General features: G+C 55.5%; 14 protein-coding genes. 3 read left to right on the top strand and 11 right to left on the bottom strand.

The features are described from left to right. Positions 1–101 precede the first annotated feature (101 nt). Complete coding sequence (locus ACXAF0_RS12485) at positions 102–938, bottom strand: alpha/beta hydrolase (RefSeq protein WP_475346167.1); 837 nt, start codon at positions 936–938, stop codon at positions 102–104. Positions 939–1,183: 245 nt separating this feature from the next. Here ACXAF0_RS12485 and ACXAF0_RS12480 point away from each other — a divergent pair, with 245 nt between their 5' ends. Next, the gene (locus ACXAF0_RS12480; protein ID WP_475346166.1) at positions 1,184–1,864 is read left to right on the top strand and encodes a Crp/Fnr family transcriptional regulator; all 681 of its coding nucleotides are present in this window, start codon (positions 1,184–1,186) and stop codon (positions 1,862–1,864) included. 238 nt (positions 1,865–2,102) lie between these two features. After that, entirely contained in the window at positions 2,103–2,477 is a 375-nt protein-coding gene (locus ACXAF0_RS12475) for a DUF423 domain-containing protein (RefSeq protein WP_475346165.1), read from the top strand. 105 nt (positions 2,478–2,582) lie between these two features. On the opposite strand, the gene rpmG is transcribed toward ACXAF0_RS12475, so the two are convergent. The 3 genes from rpmG to ACXAF0_RS12460 form a co-directional block, all read right to left on the bottom strand. Further along, entirely contained in the window at positions 2,583–2,750 is a 168-nt protein-coding gene (rpmG, locus tag ACXAF0_RS12470) for a 50S ribosomal protein L33 (RefSeq protein ID WP_008890790.1), read from the bottom strand. Between the two features lie 94 nt (positions 2,751–2,844). Then, a complete protein-coding gene (locus ACXAF0_RS12465; protein WP_475346164.1) occupies positions 2,845–4,476 on the bottom strand; it encodes a S41 family peptidase in 1,632 nt (543 codons plus the stop codon). A gap of 71 nt (positions 4,477–4,547) precedes the next feature. Continuing rightward, positions 4,548–4,883, bottom strand: coding sequence for a DUF983 domain-containing protein (locus ACXAF0_RS12460; protein ID WP_475346163.1), 336 nt, complete (start codon positions 4,881–4,883; stop codon positions 4,548–4,550). Positions 4,884–5,140: 257 nt separating this feature from the next. Here ACXAF0_RS12460 and ACXAF0_RS12455 point away from each other — a divergent pair, with 257 nt between their 5' ends. Next, entirely contained in the window at positions 5,141–5,923 is a 783-nt protein-coding gene (locus tag ACXAF0_RS12455; protein WP_475346162.1) for an Hpt domain-containing protein, read from the top strand. Positions 5,924–6,009: 86 nt separating this feature from the next. Here ACXAF0_RS12455 and rnr read toward each other — a convergent pair whose 3' ends face one another. The 7 genes from rnr to ACXAF0_RS12420 all read right to left on the bottom strand — a co-directional run bounded on the left by rnr (position 6,010) and on the right by ACXAF0_RS12420 (position 16,653). Further along, positions 6,010–8,448 (bottom strand): ribonuclease R, encoded by a 2,439-nt coding sequence (rnr, locus tag ACXAF0_RS12450; RefSeq protein ID WP_475346161.1) that lies wholly within the window; start codon positions 8,446–8,448, stop codon positions 6,010–6,012. A gap of 48 nt (positions 8,449–8,496) precedes the next feature. After that, positions 8,497–11,142, bottom strand: a complete 2,646-nt coding sequence (gene topA, locus ACXAF0_RS12445; protein WP_475346160.1) for a type I DNA topoisomerase — start codon at positions 11,140–11,142, stop codon at positions 8,497–8,499. Positions 11,143–11,312: 170 nt separating this feature from the next. Then, a complete protein-coding gene (gene dprA, locus ACXAF0_RS12440; protein ID WP_475346242.1) occupies positions 11,313–12,590 on the bottom strand; it encodes a DNA-processing protein DprA in 1,278 nt (425 codons plus the stop codon). A 66-nt stretch (positions 12,591–12,656) separates the two neighbouring features. Then, on the bottom strand, positions 12,657–13,304 hold the full coding sequence (gene plsY, locus ACXAF0_RS12435; RefSeq protein ID WP_475346159.1) for a glycerol-3-phosphate 1-O-acyltransferase PlsY: 648 nt from the start codon (positions 13,302–13,304) through the stop codon (positions 12,657–12,659). 1 nt (position 13,305) lies between these two features. Continuing rightward, positions 13,306–14,628 (bottom strand): dihydroorotase, encoded by a 1,323-nt coding sequence (locus tag ACXAF0_RS12430; protein ID WP_475346158.1) that lies wholly within the window; start codon positions 14,626–14,628, stop codon positions 13,306–13,308. Beyond that, complete coding sequence (locus tag ACXAF0_RS12425; protein WP_297021309.1) at positions 14,625–15,584, bottom strand: aspartate carbamoyltransferase catalytic subunit; 960 nt, start codon at positions 15,582–15,584, stop codon at positions 14,625–14,627. Before ACXAF0_RS12425 ends, ACXAF0_RS12430 begins: the two co-directional genes overlap by 4 nt. Before the next feature lie 145 nt (positions 15,585–15,729). Beyond that, on the bottom strand, positions 15,730–16,653 hold the full coding sequence (locus tag ACXAF0_RS12420) for an AEC family transporter (protein ID WP_475346157.1): 924 nt from the start codon (positions 16,651–16,653) through the stop codon (positions 15,730–15,732). Between the last annotated feature and the right edge of the window lie 119 nt (positions 16,654–16,772).

The raw sequence follows: 16,772 nt of genomic DNA, 5'->3' as shown, positions 1-16,772 counted from the left end.
CAGACCTCTCGGTTTGCTAGAGAGCGTGTATATAAAAAACAACACCCGCATCGTGGCAGATGCGGGTGTCAATGTGCAGTAAAAATCAGGTGTTGTTTACCTCAGGCAGCTGTCTTGTTGCCCTTGCTGCGCTGCTGACTGACGAGTTTGACCTGCAGCCATTCCAGCATGGTTTCGGCGACGTTTTCCCAGTTTTTATCGAGCATCATGGCATGGTGGATATCCTCGATTAGGGCATAGTCCGCGCCATAACGCTTTGCTGTGTGATGGATCAGCTCGCTTTGAATGATTTCGTCATATCGCGCGCCCATCACCAGCATGGACGGCACGTCTTCCTTTGACAGGAAAATCGGGTTGGCCCCCATCATATCAGCGATTGCGCGCTGGCTTTCGGTTTCAAGGCGCCCGAAATAGATCATGCCTTCGTCTTCTGCGATGTCAGGTGACAGCATCGCGCGACCAAGCCGTTCACGCAGCATGGTATGCGGCCCAATGGCCTGCAGCCAGAACATCTGGAAATAAAGGTCGGGCTGGGCCATCGCCATCATGGCGTTGCTGGCAATCAGGCCTTCTGGCGGGACAGACGCCATAAGGACAGCGGCTTCTGCACTGTGACGTTCGAGATACTTCTGAACGATATAGCCGCCCATCGAATGGCCAATCAGCACGGGCTTTTTGCCAAGGGTCTCGACGACCTCTTCAAGGTCTTCGACGTAATCATCAATGGAAGCAAGGCTGCGCAACTCGCGCCCACCACTTCCGCCATGGCCGCGTAACGAGAAGGCGACGGTTTCAAATCCGCGATCAGCAAACCAGGTCAGGAAATGTTCGTTCCAGCACCACGCCCCGGTATAGGCCCCATGCACGAACACCAATGGATGTTTGCTTTTGGGTTTGCCGGTTGGGCTGCGGCGGAAAATCTCCAAATCGGGACTCATGGCCTGTCTCCTCGCGCTACGGGATGAATGCAAATAGACGCCTTGACTGATCAGATATCCATTATGTTCGCACATGCAGCATATTTCTGTCTAATCACAAGTGGGGATACAACTTTGGTTTGGCAATGATTGTCAGTCTGAAGTTGTTTGCTTATGATTGCGTCCGGGACAGCAAAAGACGTGAGGGGATGCCAAAAATCTGGCGTCCAGATAAGAACAACACCGTAGTGAAAAGCTTGGGGGATATGGTTAAATTATCTGTGGTCGGCATTTTCGCGGATCTCGATGAGAGCGCGATAGCAGATGTCGAACGTCACGTTAACCGAAAGACATTTTCGGCCGGGGCGCAAATTATCGAGCCAGAGTCTGACAGTTCGGACGTGTATCTGATCCTTTCGGGGCGCGTTCGGATCGTCAATTATTCGCTTTCCGGGCGTGAAATCACGCTTGAGGAAATTGGCGCTGGCGGCTGTGTCGGGCAGCTTTCTGCGATTGACGGGGAGCCGCGTTCGGCCTGTGTTATTGCTGTGAACGATACCAATGTCGGTATTCTGAGCCCGGCCAATTTCGAAAAAGTTGTCAAAAGCCATCCATCCGTCGCCTGGAATGTGATCGGGGAGTTGGCAAGGATCGTGCGCAATTCGACACGACGGATTGTCGATGTCAGTACGCTCGGAGCCAACGAACGCGTGGTGGCAGAGATTTTGCGTCGGGCCACCAGCGTCTGTGACGGCAGTGGCACGGCCCTTCTTTCACCCGTACCGGTTCATTCCGAAATCGCCGGTCGGGTGAGTACATCACGCGAGACCGTGGCGCGCGTCATGGGGACGCTGGCGCGTCGCAATCTGGTAGAGAAAGTCGATAGCGGGTTACTTGTGCCTGATGTGCGCAGACTGGAAGAATTCCTCAGCGAGTCGATCCACTAGCTTATATTTGGATGATTTTTTTGCCTTTATGTGATGACTGTCACAGAGAATAGGGCACTTGGCAGGTAACTATATCGGTGTGGCGGACATTTCGATGTTCCGGCACATCTCCCCCAAGAGAGTTACTGGCCGTACATTTATTTGTACGGCCATTTTTTTGCGTTTTCGCATGGCGCGGCTCCACGGGCCTGTCTAAGGTAAGCGAAACAATTGCTTAGTTTAAGACAGGGAGCCTGTAATGCGTGTATCTGTGGTTATGGCCGGACTGAATGGGGCAGTGGCCGTCGCGTTGGGCGCGTTTGCGGCCCACGGTATGGCAGGCAGTGAAATGGACTATGCGCGCGGCCTTGTCGAAAAGGGCGCGCATTATCAATTGATCCATGCTGTTGCCTTGGCTGCCATTGCCGGTCTTGTGCATCATGTGCCCGATGAAAAATTCCTGCGCATCGCGGCCTATGCGATGCTTGTCGGCATATTGTTCTTCTGCGGATCTTTGTATGCCATCGCCTTTACTGGCATGTCTGGCTTTGGGGCCGTGGCTCCGATTGGCGGGTTTTCGTTTATCGGGGGCTGGCTGTTGTTGGCAGCTGCCGGGTATCGGCGTTTTGGCTGATATCTTTCGCGCCGGGGTTTTGCCGAGAGCTGAGTAGAAACAAAAAAGACGTATCCCGAAGGACACGTCTTTTTTGATCTTTGCAATCTGTTCCGAAGAACAGAATTACTTCATTTTCGCTTCTTTGAACACGACGTGCTTACGCACGACCGGGTCGTACTTGCGAAACTGGAATTTCTCGGTGGTATTCCGCGGGTTCTTCTTAACAACATAGAAGTAACCGGTGTCTGCGGTGCTTACCAACTTTACGAGGATCGAAGCGGGCTTCGCCATGTCTCTGCATCCTGTGTTCAGGTGTATCTCAGGCGGCGGAACATAAAGGTTATCGCCTGAGTGTCAAGCCATTTTGGCAAAAAAGAATGCAAATTTATTGGCTGGCAAATGTATCGGCGATTTCCTCTTGTCCGGCATAGGCCAGATTCTTGTATTCACGGTGATTTTTCAGCAGTTCCAGGGCGACGTCGATGTCAAATGTGGCGCCATTTGAATTGGCCGGACAGACATCACGCAGTTCGCGACGGGATTTTTCATCCTGATAATCAAGATTGCGCCATTTCATCATGACCGAAGCGATTTTGTCGCGCTGTGACAGGGCATCGGTTACCTGATGTGTTGCGGTGCTGCCACCATCAGCTTGCGTGCAGATGGCGGGGAAAAGACCGATTCTGTCAAAGGTGTAGCCCGATGGTGCTGTCATGCGTGACCAGGTGAAGGTTAGCGTACCATGGTTTGGCAGGTCATTGATCGCCTGAACAGATCCCTTGCCAAAGCTTGTAGAGCCGATCAGGACGGCACGGTGACGGTCCTGTAAGGCTGCGGCCACCAGTTCGGCAGAGGACGCTGTGCGCCCGTCAATCAGGACGACAAGCGGCACACCATCCGTCAGGTCGTTGGTTTCGGCCTTGAAGATGTGGCGCGCGGCGGTCACACGCGAAAACGTCTTGCCAATCGGTCCGTCCGCCAGAAACAGGTCGGCAACAGCCACACCCTGCTGCAAAAGGCCACCACGGTTGCCGCGCAAATCAAGAACAACGCCTTGAAGGCCGCCGTCATACAGCTTGGCCTTCATGATGTTATCGGCAAGGGTGGAGGCAGTCGCGGAATTAAAGCTGCTGAGCCGCGCAATCAGGACATTGTCGCGAATTTCGGCAAAAACGGTGCGGTCAATCACGCGTTCGCGCAGAATTTCCATCGGGGTTATGGCGGCACTATTGGCGGCATTTACCTCGATCAGAACAGAACTTCCTTCTTCGCCATGCAAAAGGTCGGCGGTGTAGCGGCTGGCCTTGCCATACATATCCCGCCCGTCGATGGTCAGGATCTGATCACCGGGATTAAGTCCCGCACGGGACGCCGGGCTTTCAGGATGGACAAGTTTGACGATGGGGTACCCTGTGCCGCCAACAACCCGAACCCCGATCCCGATATAGCCATCACGGCGATTGCGCGCATTCTTGGCGCGCTCCGGGCCTTCGTAGCGGCTATAACGATCAAGGTTGCGGATCGCGCCACTGATCAGTGCAGACTCGACATCTTTGGTCGGTGCATTGCGCAGTTTGGCTGAATGCGCGCGGTAGCTGGCCAGACCATGAAGCGTGATTTCGGACCAGACCTGCAGGTTATCGCGATCATTGGCATCGCCCGACACCGCGGGCAGGGCAATACGGTCCACCGTACGGGCATCATATTGCAGCACCAGATCAGACGGCGTTATGTCGACACGGATGGCGTCATCAATCATCGACAGCCCATCAAGTGAGTTGACCAAAATCTGTTCGCGGCTGATCGGGTCAATATAGCGCGTGGCAACCAGCTCAATGGTTTGGGAAATCAATTCACGGGTTTGCGGATCGTCCGGGGAGCTTACACCAACATGGTCCGAGCTTGCACAGGCGGTTAGAAAAAGCGAAATCCCGACTGCCGCGCAGATGCGTTTCAACGCCTGCGACCTGATGTCGGTGATGTCATGTGTTTTCTGCGAAATACCCAGTGCGGCCAACTAAACAATCCGTTTAATTCAGGTTAGATAACCTACGCATTCTAATGGAAAAATTGGCGTTTGGCCAATGGCTATCCTTTGATGCGCATGGCCCATTGTGTGCCAAGCACAGCACCTTTGATAAAGGGCAGGAATCCAAGACATAATGCAACCGTCGCCGGAAGCCAAATTGAAAGCTGCAAGGCAAGCGACGGGCTGAAATTCTGTTCCACGGCCAGTGCGCCGGGGACCACGATATGCCCGACCAGAAAGATCGTGAAATAGGGCGGGGCATCATCACAGCGATATTCCCCGATCGGGTGGCTGCACACATCGCATTCCGGGCGCAGCTTCAGATATCCACCGAAGGCAAAGCCATGGCCGCAATTCGGACATTTGCGGCGAAACCCGCGGCGAAGCCCGGTCATAAGACGGCTGCCATTTTGATTTTGGGTCGTATCGTTTGTATCGGGGGAAAGATCGTGTGGGGCATTCATGGTCAAAATTTACTCCTGTCACATCTCAGCGCGCACTTGATCCGGGTGACGAAAACGGGCATTGAGACGGTGAGCCATCATCATGATGTTCGGTCGCGCAAGCAAGTAAAATCGACCCGTGTTATTCGCCTTATGGGCGCATTTGAGGTCACGTTTGCTTGATCGGGCAGTTGCCAAAGGAGTGCCCAATGGGAAATGCGGACGCAGTCGTTGCCGGTCTGAAACAGGATTTCATTGAGGACACACTTGAACGCATTGATCGCATTGAAACAACGATTGATCGCGTTGCCGGGGGGATGGATGCCGCCGAACCCGGTATTGCCGAACTTCGGCGCGAAGCCCACACGGTAAAAGGCCTTGCCGGATCCTTCGGGTTCCCGCTGGTCGGGGCAATTGCGCACCGGCTTGAGGATTATATCGCCGATCTGACCGAGATTGACGATCTTGAGGCCGCCTCATTGGTTGATTTCACCAGCTGGATTCGGGAAATCATCGAAAGTGGCACCAATCCACAGGCCGAGGAAGAAACCCGCATCCTGCGCTCCTTGCCGACCCGAAGTGCCAAGGCCGATGAAAAAGACGAGGCATCCAACGTTGCCGTCGCCCAGGACAAGGAAGTCCTTCTGGTGACAGCAACGGCCGTGCAGGGCCATTTCCTGCAGCGTGAGCTGCGCGAGAAAGGTTTTCGGACAATCACCGCCAGATCAGCTGTCGAGGCCTTCCAGACCGTCGTACAGTCGCGTCCAGATGCCGTGATTACGGCCGCAGTCCTTGACGGATTAAGCGGGATTGAGCTGATCCGGGCGCTGGCGGCGATGAAGACACTGGAAGACAAAAAACTCGGCCTGCTGACAAGTTTCGAGGCGTCCCACCCGGATCTGGAAGGTTTGCCAGACAACGTTGCGATTATCAGCAACCGCGGCAAACAGACGTCAGAGCAACTTTCAAAGTTTGTTGAAACCATGCTTTGAGGACTGCTCAGTTCACTCGGACGTAAAAGCAAAAGGCGGCCCGAAAGGACCGCCTTTTTTTGATGTTTGAATGCGAACCGGACGACCTATTCCGGTTTGGAACTGTGCTTGGCCGCATTGCGCGATGCCCGGTTTGATGCCACCAGCTTGCGCTGCTTTTTCGGCGTGGTCTTTTTCTTACCACCAGCCTTGGCACCTTTGCCTTTTGATTTGGTGGCGGAACCACCGCCGGCACCCTTGCCATCGCGCGGGCCAGACCGGAAGCCTGGTTTGTTGCCATGACGGTGGCTGCGATCGCCCGGGCTACCGCGCCGTTTGCCTGATCCGCGGCGCCCGCGTGGACGTTCGATCAGGTCACGTTCGGTAATCTCGGCATGCTCAGCCAGACGCAGCGCCAAAGAGCCGGTGGCAGCATCGGCATCAGCGATGCGCACGACAACGGAATCGCCCAACTGGAACTTCTTGCCGCGGTTCTGTCCGACCAGTGCATGACTTGCGGCGTCATGCACATAGTAATCATCGGGCAGGGTGGAAATCGGCACCAGACCGTCCGCACCGGTTTCGTTCAGCGATATGAACAGGCCGAAATGCGTCACCCCGGAAATCTTGCCGGGGAATTCTGCGCCAACCTTATCGGACATATAGGCCGCGACATACCGGTCAACCGCGTCGCGCTCGGCCATGGCCGCGCGGCGTTCCGTGCCAGAGATATCTTCGCCAATCTGTTCGAACCGTTCGCCTTCTTCGGGCGTGAGGCCACCTTCGCCAAGTTTGAGCCCCGCGATCAGGGCGCGATGGACCAGAAGGTCGGCATAGCGTCGGATCGGGGAGGTGAAGTGGGCATATTTCTTAAGCGCAAGCCCGAAATGCCCGATATTGTCGGGGCTGTACATCGCCTGTGACTGACTGCGCAACACGACCGTGTTGATCAGTTCGGCCTCTGGCGTGTCTTTGGCCAATTCAAGGATCCGGTTGAAGTCACGCGGACGCAGAACCGATGCCTTGTTGAGCTTATACCCGGCGCCTTCAAGGAATTCATGCAGGGCTTCAAGCTTTTCTTCGCTCGGTGCATCGTGGATACGATACATGCAGGGCTGCTTGATGCGTTCAAGTTCCTCGGCCGCACACACGTTGGCCGCGATCATGAATTCTTCGATCAGCTTGTGACTGTCAAAGCGCGCGCGGGGCGCAATGGCGATGATCTGGCCCTGATCATTGAGCTCGATCTTGCGTTCTGGCACGTCAAGCTCCAGAACACCGCGCTTCTTGCGCGCTTCGAGGAAGGCGTTAAACGCGCCGTAAAGCGGCTTGATAATGGTATCGACCAGTGACCCGGTGGTGTCATCGGGTTGACCATCCATGGCGCGCTGTACCTGATCATAGGTCAGGCGCGCGGCAGAGCGCATCATCCCGCGGCAGAACTTGTGGCGCAGCTTGTGGCCATGCTTATCAAGCCACATCTCAACGGCCATACAGCCGCGATCTTCGTGCGGAACAAGCGAGCACCAGCCGTTTGACAACTCAAACGGCAACATCGGAACCACGCGATCCGGGAAATAGCAGCTGTTGCCGCGTTTGACTGCTTCACGATCAAGCGCATCGCCCGGGCGCACATACCAGGACACATCGGCAATCGCGACCATGATGTGCCAGCCGCCTTCATTCTCCGGATCCGGATCGGCTTCGGCCCAGACAGCATCGTCAAAATCGCGCGCATCTGCGCCATCAATGGTGACCAGCGGGATGTCACGTAGATCGGTGCGCTTGCCCAGCGGGGTTGCCTTGGATTCCCGCGCCTGAAGTTCAACTTCTGGTGGGAACTCAAACGGAATGCCACGCGCATGGATCGACACCAGGCTGATCGATTTCGGCTCGTTGATATTACCGAGAACCTCGGTAATGCGGCCCTTGCGCAGCCCGAAATGCTTGCCCGGCAGGATTTCGGTCAGAACCAGCGCGCCGCTTTCCAGATCAGGGTGATCATCCAGCGGGACGGCGATCTCGCCGCTATCCTTGCGATCTGTGGGCACAACGCGGCCTTCGCGTTCGTTGGGCCGATAAAGTCCCAAAACGCGCTGTGGGCCACTTCCAAGGACCCGCATGATGCTGGCTTCATAAGTATGCTTGCCGGTATAGCGCAGCTTGGCCAGAATTTTGTCACCAATGCCCGGCGCGCTCGGGCCACCTCGGCGGATCGACTTGACGACGATCAGCGGCGGGTCATAGTCGTGCTTCCAGACATTCGGCTTGGCTAGAACTTCGCCATCATCATCGATGCCGGTAATTTCAAGAACCTCAACCGGGAGCAGGCGGTCTGGTTTGTCAAAACGCCGGCGTCCCTTGACGACATCGCCGCCGATTTTCAGTTCTTTCAGGATCTTTTTAAGTTCGATCTTGGCTGCGCCCTTGATGTTAAAGGCGCGCGCAATCTCGCGTTTGCCGACAGGTGTCGGGCTCATATCGATGAATTCGACAATCTCTTCCTTGGTCGGGAAGTGTTTTTTGTCTTCAGTATCGTTCGCCAACGGTGCGGCGTCCTTTCATAGGTATTCCAGAGAAAAGGAAGGCGGCGATTAATTCGCCGCCGCCTTTTTCGTGGTTGTCTTTTTCGCTGCGGTTTTCTTGGCAGCAGGTTTCTTTTTGGCTGGAGCTTTTTTCGCCGTTGTCTTCTTGGTCGCCGTTTTCTTTGTCGTGGTTTTGGATGTTTTGCCCGACTTGACTTCCTTGTCCTTGATCGCCTTGATTGCCATTTCAAGCGTGATGTCGTCGCGCTCTACATCGCGGATATTGGCGATGGTTTTCTTGTGCTTTACGAACGGTCCCCAACGGCCGATGGCAACAAAGATCGGTTCGCCGTCATCCGGATGCTTGCCGATTTCCTTGCCGGCCTTTTCGCGCTTGTCTGCGATCAGGGTAATGGCCCGGTTTTCACCGATGGTCAGAACATCGTCATCGGCCTTAAGGGATGCAAAGATGCTGCCGGCCTGAACATAGGGGCCGAAACGGCCAATGTTGGCTTTCATTTCCTCGCCGGTTTCCGGGAAAATCCCGACAGTGCGCGGAAGGGTCAGCAACTCTTCTGCCTTGGTCAGGTCGACAACGGATGGCTCCAGGCCCTTGGGCAGGGAGGTCCGCTTTGGTTTAACCTTTTTGGGCTTGCCGTTCTTGCCTTCGACTTCCTCTTCTTCGCCAAGCTGGACATAAACTCCGTACGGCCCTTTGCGCAGGGTGATTTCCTTGCCGGTATCCTTGTCGACGCCCAAAACCTTCGGACCGGCATCAAGTTCGGAATCAGCGCCGTTTTCATTAGCGACCAGCGGACGGGTATAGTTACAGTCCGGATAGTTCGAGCAGCCAAGGAAGGCGCCAAACTTGCCGAGCTTGAGGCTGAGTTGGCCATCATCGCATTTCGGGCATTTATGCGGATCGGTGCCGTCTTCGCGCGGCGGGAACAGATAGTTTTCCAGCATCACCTGAAGCGCATCAAGAACGTCGGTGATCTTCAGTTCCTTGGCTTCGTCAACATTGCCTTTGAACGATTTCCAGAAGTCCTTGAGAACGTCTTTCCAGGCAAGCTTGCCCATCGAGATTTCATCAAGCTGGTTTTCAAGGTCGGCTGTGAAGTTGTACTGCACATAACGTTCAAAGAACTTCGACAGGAAGGCGGTTACCAGACGGCCGCGGTCCTGTGCAATGAAACGACGCCGTTCCAAAAGCACATAGTTTCGATCCTGCAGGACAGAGATGATCGATGCGTAGGTCGACGGGCGACCAATGCCGAGCTCTTCCATCTTCTTGACCAGGCTCGCCTCGGTATAGCGGGGCGGGGGCTGGGTGAAGTGCTGATCAATGCTGACCTTGTCAAGGTCGGGTTTCTGACCTTCTTTCAGCGGCGGCAGACGACGATCTTTCTCGTCATCAGACTCGTCATCCTTGCCTTCCTGATAAAGCTTCAGGAAGCCATCAAATTTCACCACAGAGCCGTTGGCACGCAGAACCACATGATTGTCATTCGACGACAGATCAACCGCCACCTGATCAAAGCGGGCATCTTCCATCTGACACGCCACTGTGCGTTTCCAGATCAGGGTGTACAGTGCCAGCTGATCCTTGTCGAGATGCCGCGAAACCTGTTCCGGGCGGCGGAACAGATCGGTCGGGCGGACCGCTTCGTGCGCTTCCTGTGCGTTCTTGGCTTTATTGGCAAAGTTGCGTGCATTGGCCGGAAGGTACTCGTCACCATAATCCTTGCCAATCAGGCGGCGCGCCGCCGCAAGCGCTTCTTGTGACAGAATAACCGCGTCAGTACGCATATAGGTGATCAGACCGACAGTCTCGCCACCGATATCGACACCTTCATACAGGCGCTGGGCAAGCTGCATGGTGCGTTTTGCGCCAAAGCCAAGCTTACGCGATGCTTCCTGCTGCAGGGTTGATGTGGTGAAAGGCGGCTGCGGACGGCGTTTGACATCTTTGCGCTCGACCTTGGAAACGGCGTAGCTGCGGCTTTCGACCTTTTCCTTGGCGATTTTGGCGGCGTTTTCGTCACCGAGCGCAAGTTTATCGAGCTTCTCACCATTAAGATGGGTAAGGCGTGCTGAAAACTTGCCTTCCGGCACGGCAAAGCCAGCTTCAAGCGACCAGTATTCGTCGGGCTTAAAGGCCTCGATCTCGATCTCGCGTTCGCAGATCAGGCGCAGCGCAACGGACTGAACACGACCGGCCGACCGCGAACCGGGCAGCTTGCGCCACAGAACCGGCGACAGGTTAAAGCCGACCAGATAATCAAGGGCACGACGCGCCAGATAGGCATCAACCAGTTCCTGATTGAGTTCGCGCGGATTGGCGATGGCGTCGGTTACGGCTTTCTTGGTGATCTCGTGAAACACGACGCGATGGACATCGCGCCCGCGGAGCAGTTTTTTCTGCTCGAGAACTTCAAGAATATGCCAGGAAATGGCTTCTCCTTCGCGATCCGGGTCAGTCGCGAGGTAAATGGTGTCAGAATCCCGCGCCGCCGATGCGATTTCGCGAATCTGCTTTTCCGAGCGGCCATCTGTTTCCCAGACCATCGAAAAGTCGTTGTCGGTATCGACCGAACCATCCTTGGACGGCAGATCGCGGATATGACCAAACGAGGCCAGCACCTTATAATCGTCACCGAGGTATTTGTTGATCGTCTTGGCTTTGGCCGGGGATTCGACGATGACAAGATTCATTACGTTTTTCGTGTCCGGTTCTTGCGCCCGAAGGCGGTCATTATGCTGTGTCGTCAGTAACCTGAAGGTCTGCACACATATATTATAGTGTGTGGCTGTTTTTCAGATCAAATTGCGCAAATTGCGGCAAATCACAACAATATTTGTCACATCCGACTTCGACGCGACTCTCATTTGGCGATACGCGATACCCTATTTCCGGGGTGACGTTCAACCCTTCCTGCAAGTTCGAGTTCAATCAAAATTGTCGAAACCTGTTCGGCAGGCAAGTCCGACGTACGGATGAGCTCATCCACAAGAAGGGGAGATGACGAGAGCAAATCAAACAGTTTCTCGGCATCTTCGACAGGGGTGATGTCGTCGGCAGAATCGCTTTCAACTGTAGTTATTTCAATTGGTTGCGGCGTTTTATTCATATTACGCGTCACGGCGTCCTGCTCAACAGAAGCATAGATCTCAGCATATGTGCCCGAGGACGGGTTTACGCTCTCTGTGCGGGCGTCTGTGTTGAAGGTGTGAAATTCTTCAAACAGATTGCTGTTCTTTTCGGCCTGGCGGACCGCATCCAAAATTACGTCGGCAGAGTCGCAGAGGATCGCCCCATCGCGGATCAGACTGTTTGGACCAGCCGCGCGCGGATCGGTTGGCGAACCCGGAACGGCAAAGACATCACGTCCCTGTTCGGCGGCAAATCGTGCGGTAATCAAGGAACCGGAATTACGACCAGCTTCAACAACGACAACCCCATAAGACAGACCGGATATGATGCGGTTGCGCCGGGGGAAGTGGCGTGCCTGTGGTTTCAGGCCGGGCGGCATTTCCGATATCACACAGCCATGATCACAAAGCTTCTCGTAGAGCTCCTGATGTTCACGTGGGTACACAACATCCACACCGCCTCCGAGAACGGCAACAGTTCCAGCAGCCCCGCCGCCTGTGCGTTGCAGGGCTGCGCTATGTACCGCGCCATCAATGCCACGTGCCATGCCTGACACGACCACATAGGCTGCAGTTACCAGTTCATGGCTGATCTTTCGGGCGAAACCGCACCCAGTCGCCGAGGCATTGCGCGCCCCCACGATGCCGATGGCAGTTTTCGTCAGGAGCTCGATCCGACCGATGGCATAGAAATAGGGCGGCGCGTCATCGATGCGGGTTAGCAGGGTGGGATATTCCGGATCGCCAAATATAATTGGTTTTGCCCCGCATGCCTTGGCGGTCTCAATTTCGGTAACCGTTTCATCGCGGGTGGCCAGTTTGATTTGTCGCGGTGTTTTGGCATGTGCAATGATATCGGGCAGGGCTTCAATCGCGTTGCGGCCAGAGCCAAACCGTTCAAGCATTTTGCGAAATGTAACCGGACCAACATTGGTACTGCGCGCCAGCCGCATGCGTGCAAGGCGTTCTGATTGTGATAATCGCGTGGGTTGTTGGTCGGGAAAATGCATAACGCCCGGATTGTGATCATCCGGGCGTTCGTTCGTCAAGCTATTCGAAGGGGCGGTTTGCGTCGGTTACGCAGTGGTTTCTTCGTCAGCCTGCTTTTTCTTCTGGCCGATTTTGGGTTCTTCACCGCGCAGCAATCGACCGATATTCGCGTGATGGGCAAGCCAGACGATTACGGCAAGAAACACCCCAAGCCATCCGGCACCCGGATCATTGGCGATAAAGAACGCCGCCAGCGGGGCTGCAATCATCGCAATCAATGCCGAAAGCGATGAAATGCGGAAAATCAGCGCCATGACCAGCCAGGTCAGGGCTGCACAAAGCCCCATGATCCAGTTAACAGCAGCCAGCGTGCCAAGGGTCGTCGCGACCCCTTTGCCGCCTTTAAACCGAAGCCAAACAGGGAACATGTGACCAAACACTGCGGCACCGCCGGCAAAAATGCCTTGTTCGGCACCATAAAGGTGGGTGAACAGCAAGGCGGCAAAGGCCCCTTTGCCGGCATCCCCGATCAGGGTCAGAAAGGCCAGCCCCTTGCGCCCGGTGCGCAGAACGTTTGTCGCACCGATGTTACCGGAACCGATCTGTCGGATATCACCAAGGCCGGCCATGCGGGTCAGAACCAGTCCGAACGGGATCGAGCCCAGCAGATAACCACACACGGTCGCAACTTGCAGCGACATCAACATTGCCTTGTAGGTGGCATCAAGTTCCATTTCAGGCACCTTCCGAGAAGACTTCGCGACCATCAATCAGGGTGCGCAATACGCGTCCCTGCGTCAAACGGCCATCAAATGGGGAGTTTTTGGATTTCGACTGGAACTGATAGGGATCAATTTTCCACGGGCGATCCGGATCAAAGATCACAAGATCGGCAGCCGTTCCTTCGCCAAGCGTTCCAGCGCCCTTGATGCGCACCAGTTCTGCTGGCGTGCGGGTCAGTTTGGTGATCACGTCAAGAAGCGACATGTGATCATTGTGATAAAGCTCCAGCGCCATCGGAAGCAGTGTTTCAAATCCGACAGCACCCGCTGCGGCCTGCGCAAAGGGCAGGCGCTTTGAATCGGCATCCTGCGGGTTATGATCCGATGCAATCGCATCAATCGTACCGTCGGCCAAGCCCGCAACAATTGCCTGACGATCATCTTCGGATCGAAGCGGCGGGGAAAGCTTGGCAAAGGTACGGTAGTCCGAAACCGCATTCTCATTCAGTGCAAAATAGGGCGGTGCCGTATCGCAGGTGACTTTCAGGCCGCGTTTCTTCGCCTTGCGGATGACATCAACCGATTCCCCGGTCGAGATATGGGCAAAATGCAGACGCCCACCGGTCATTTCAACAAGGCGCAGGTCACGTTCGATCTGAATGACTTCGGCGAGTGGAGAAACGCCTGTAAGGCCAAGTCGGGTCGCCAGTTCGCCACTATTCATGGCGGCACCCTTGGAAAGTTCGGGCTCTTCGGGGTGCTGAACGATCATGCCGTCAAAGAAGGCGGAATAGGAAAGTGCCTGGCGCAGCAGGCGCGCACTGGCAATGGTGTTGATGCCATCACAGAACGCCACAGCACCTGCCTGATGAAGCAAGCCCATCTCGGTGATTTCCTGACCGGCAATTCCCTTGGAAACCGCGCCATAGACAAAGACCTTGGCCAAACCGACCTTGCGTGCACGCCGGGCGATGAATTCGACGCCCGCGACATCGTCAATCACCGGATCGGTGTTGGGCAGGGCGATGATGGTTGTGACACCACCAATTGCGGCCGACTTGCCAGCGGTCTCGATGGTTTCCTGATGCTCAAAACCCGGTTCACGCAACTGAGCACGCATATCGACCAGGCCAGGCGCCAGGCAGGCGCCACCAAGGTCAATCACTTCAAAGCCTTCTGGAACCGAGGTTTCGGTAATGTCCGGACCGCTTTTAAGGATGGTGTCATCTTCGATCAGAAGGCCGCCGGTTTCATCGGTCTGTTTGACCGGATCAAGCAGGCGGGTATTGATGAAGGCCTTTTTGCCGGCACCCTTGGCGCGAATTGCGGGGCTCATGCCTGACCTCCCATCTTTCTGTGGTTCTGCACGAGCAATTCAAGCGCTGCCATGCGCACCGCAACTCCCATTTCGACCTGTTCGCGAATGACGGAACGTTCAACGTCATCAGCGACTTCACTGTCGATCTCGACCCCGCGGTTCATCGGACCGGGATGCATGATGAGCGCGTCGGGCTTGGCATTGGCCAGTTTGGCGCGATCAAGGCCATGGAAATGGAAATATTCGCGCACAGACGGAATGAAGCTTCCTTCCATACGCTCCAACTGCAGGCGCAGCATCATGACGATGTCACAGTCTTTCAGGCCTTCTTCCATGTCGTGGAAGATTTCAACGCCCATTCGGTCAATCTTTGACGGGATCAGGGTCGGCGGCGCCACCAGGCGCACACGTGATCCCATGGTGTTCAAAAGCAGGATATTGGATCGTGCGACCCGCGAATGGGCAATGTCGCCACAAATCGCAACATTAAGCCGGTGCAGGCGTCCCTTGTGGCGGCGGATGGTCAGCGCATCGAGAAGTGCCTGGGTCGGGTGTTCGTGGCGACCGTCACCGGCATTAAGGACTGCGCAGTTGACCTTTTCACTCAGCAGTTTGACCGCACCGCTGTCACCATGGCGGACAACAAGCGCATCCGGGTTCATGGCATTCAGGGTCATGGCTGTATCAATCAGGGTTTCACCCTTTTTGACCGAGCTTGTGCCGACCGTCATGTTGATGACATCTGCGCCAAGGCGTTTGGCGGCAAGTTCAAACGATGTCAGCGTCCGGGTCGAATTTTCGTAAAACAGATTAACAACTGTCGCGCCGGCCAGAATATTGCTGGTCTTGTCAGCGGAGCGGTTTTTTTCCGCATAGTGCTGGGCGCGGTCCAGAATAAGGGTGATTTCCCCGGGGGTCAGGCCCTCGATCCCGAGGAGGTGTGGGTGCGGATAATGATCCGCCGCTGGTCCCATGACGCTCATGGCGTTGCACATTTCCCTTGGATGGTCTTGCAAGAATTTCGCGCGGAGCATAACGAATTGCCCCAGTCACGAAAAGGTAAATATTCCCGCCAATTGGTTGTGTTTTCCTGACCAATTGGTCAGCTCACTGTGGCGATCAAACAACCTGAACCAGAATAGCGATCACCGGCATGGTGGCGATGGCGGCAAGGGTATGCACGGTAATGATGCTGGCCATCATTTGCGCGTCACCGCCCATCAGGCGGGCCAGAACATATGCGCTGGCAGAACAGGGAAGGGCAGCGTAAAGCACGACAGCCGCAAGTTCGGTCGCGGGCAGCCCTAGCATCAAGCAGAGGCCTGCGGCAATTGCCGGGCTCAGCGCCAGCTTGCCGATGGTTGAAACACCAACCGGAAAACCCGCGCGGCGTGCTGCACTTATATCTAGACCCGCACCAACTGCCAGCAAGCCAACGGGCAGGGCCGCACGGCCGAGAACTTCGAGGAACGGTCTCACAATGGGCGATAACCCGATATCAAGCAGGTTAAATACGCTGCCCAAAACGCAGGCAATTAAAAGCGGATTTTTTGCAACATCACGGAGCAGGGATAAAACGCCCGGCTTGCGGTCATTGTCGCCCAGATGTGCACAGGCCAGAACTGATATGACATTTACGGTCGGGACAACCAGCGCCACGCAAAGTGCCGTGACGGTCAGGCCATGGGTTCCAAGCAAGGCGGCTGCAACAGCAAGCCCGATATATGTGTTGGGTCGAATGGCGCCTTGAACCAGAGACGAGAACGTCGGCGCAGATACCTTAAGAAGGGGGCGGGCCGCCAGGATCAGGACCGTGCAAATGGCAATCGTGCCGAGCATCGCCGTCGCAATCCCGATCAGCGGCAGGCTGCCGAGGTCGGCTTTTGCCGTGTTGGAAAACAAAAGGGCGGGAAAGGTGATGAAATAGGTCAGCTTTTCCGCACCTGGCCAAAAGCTGTCTGGCAGAAATTTCCGTTCACGCAACACATAGCCCAGAACGATCAGGGCAAAGGTTGGCAGCAAGGCGGACAGGACGGCGATCATCAACGGACTTTCAGCACGATGTGCGGAGAAAAGGTCAATACCGCCCCAGTGTTACCATCAATGTGGCCCCGGTGAAATACACTCGCGCTCCGTCACCCGTTCAGGTGACTAAAATTCAT

The organism is Thalassospira sp. ABD4_177, assembly GCF_056160125.1.
Note: the sequence above shows the minus strand (reverse complement) of the source record. Positions and strands in the feature narration are given on the sequence as shown.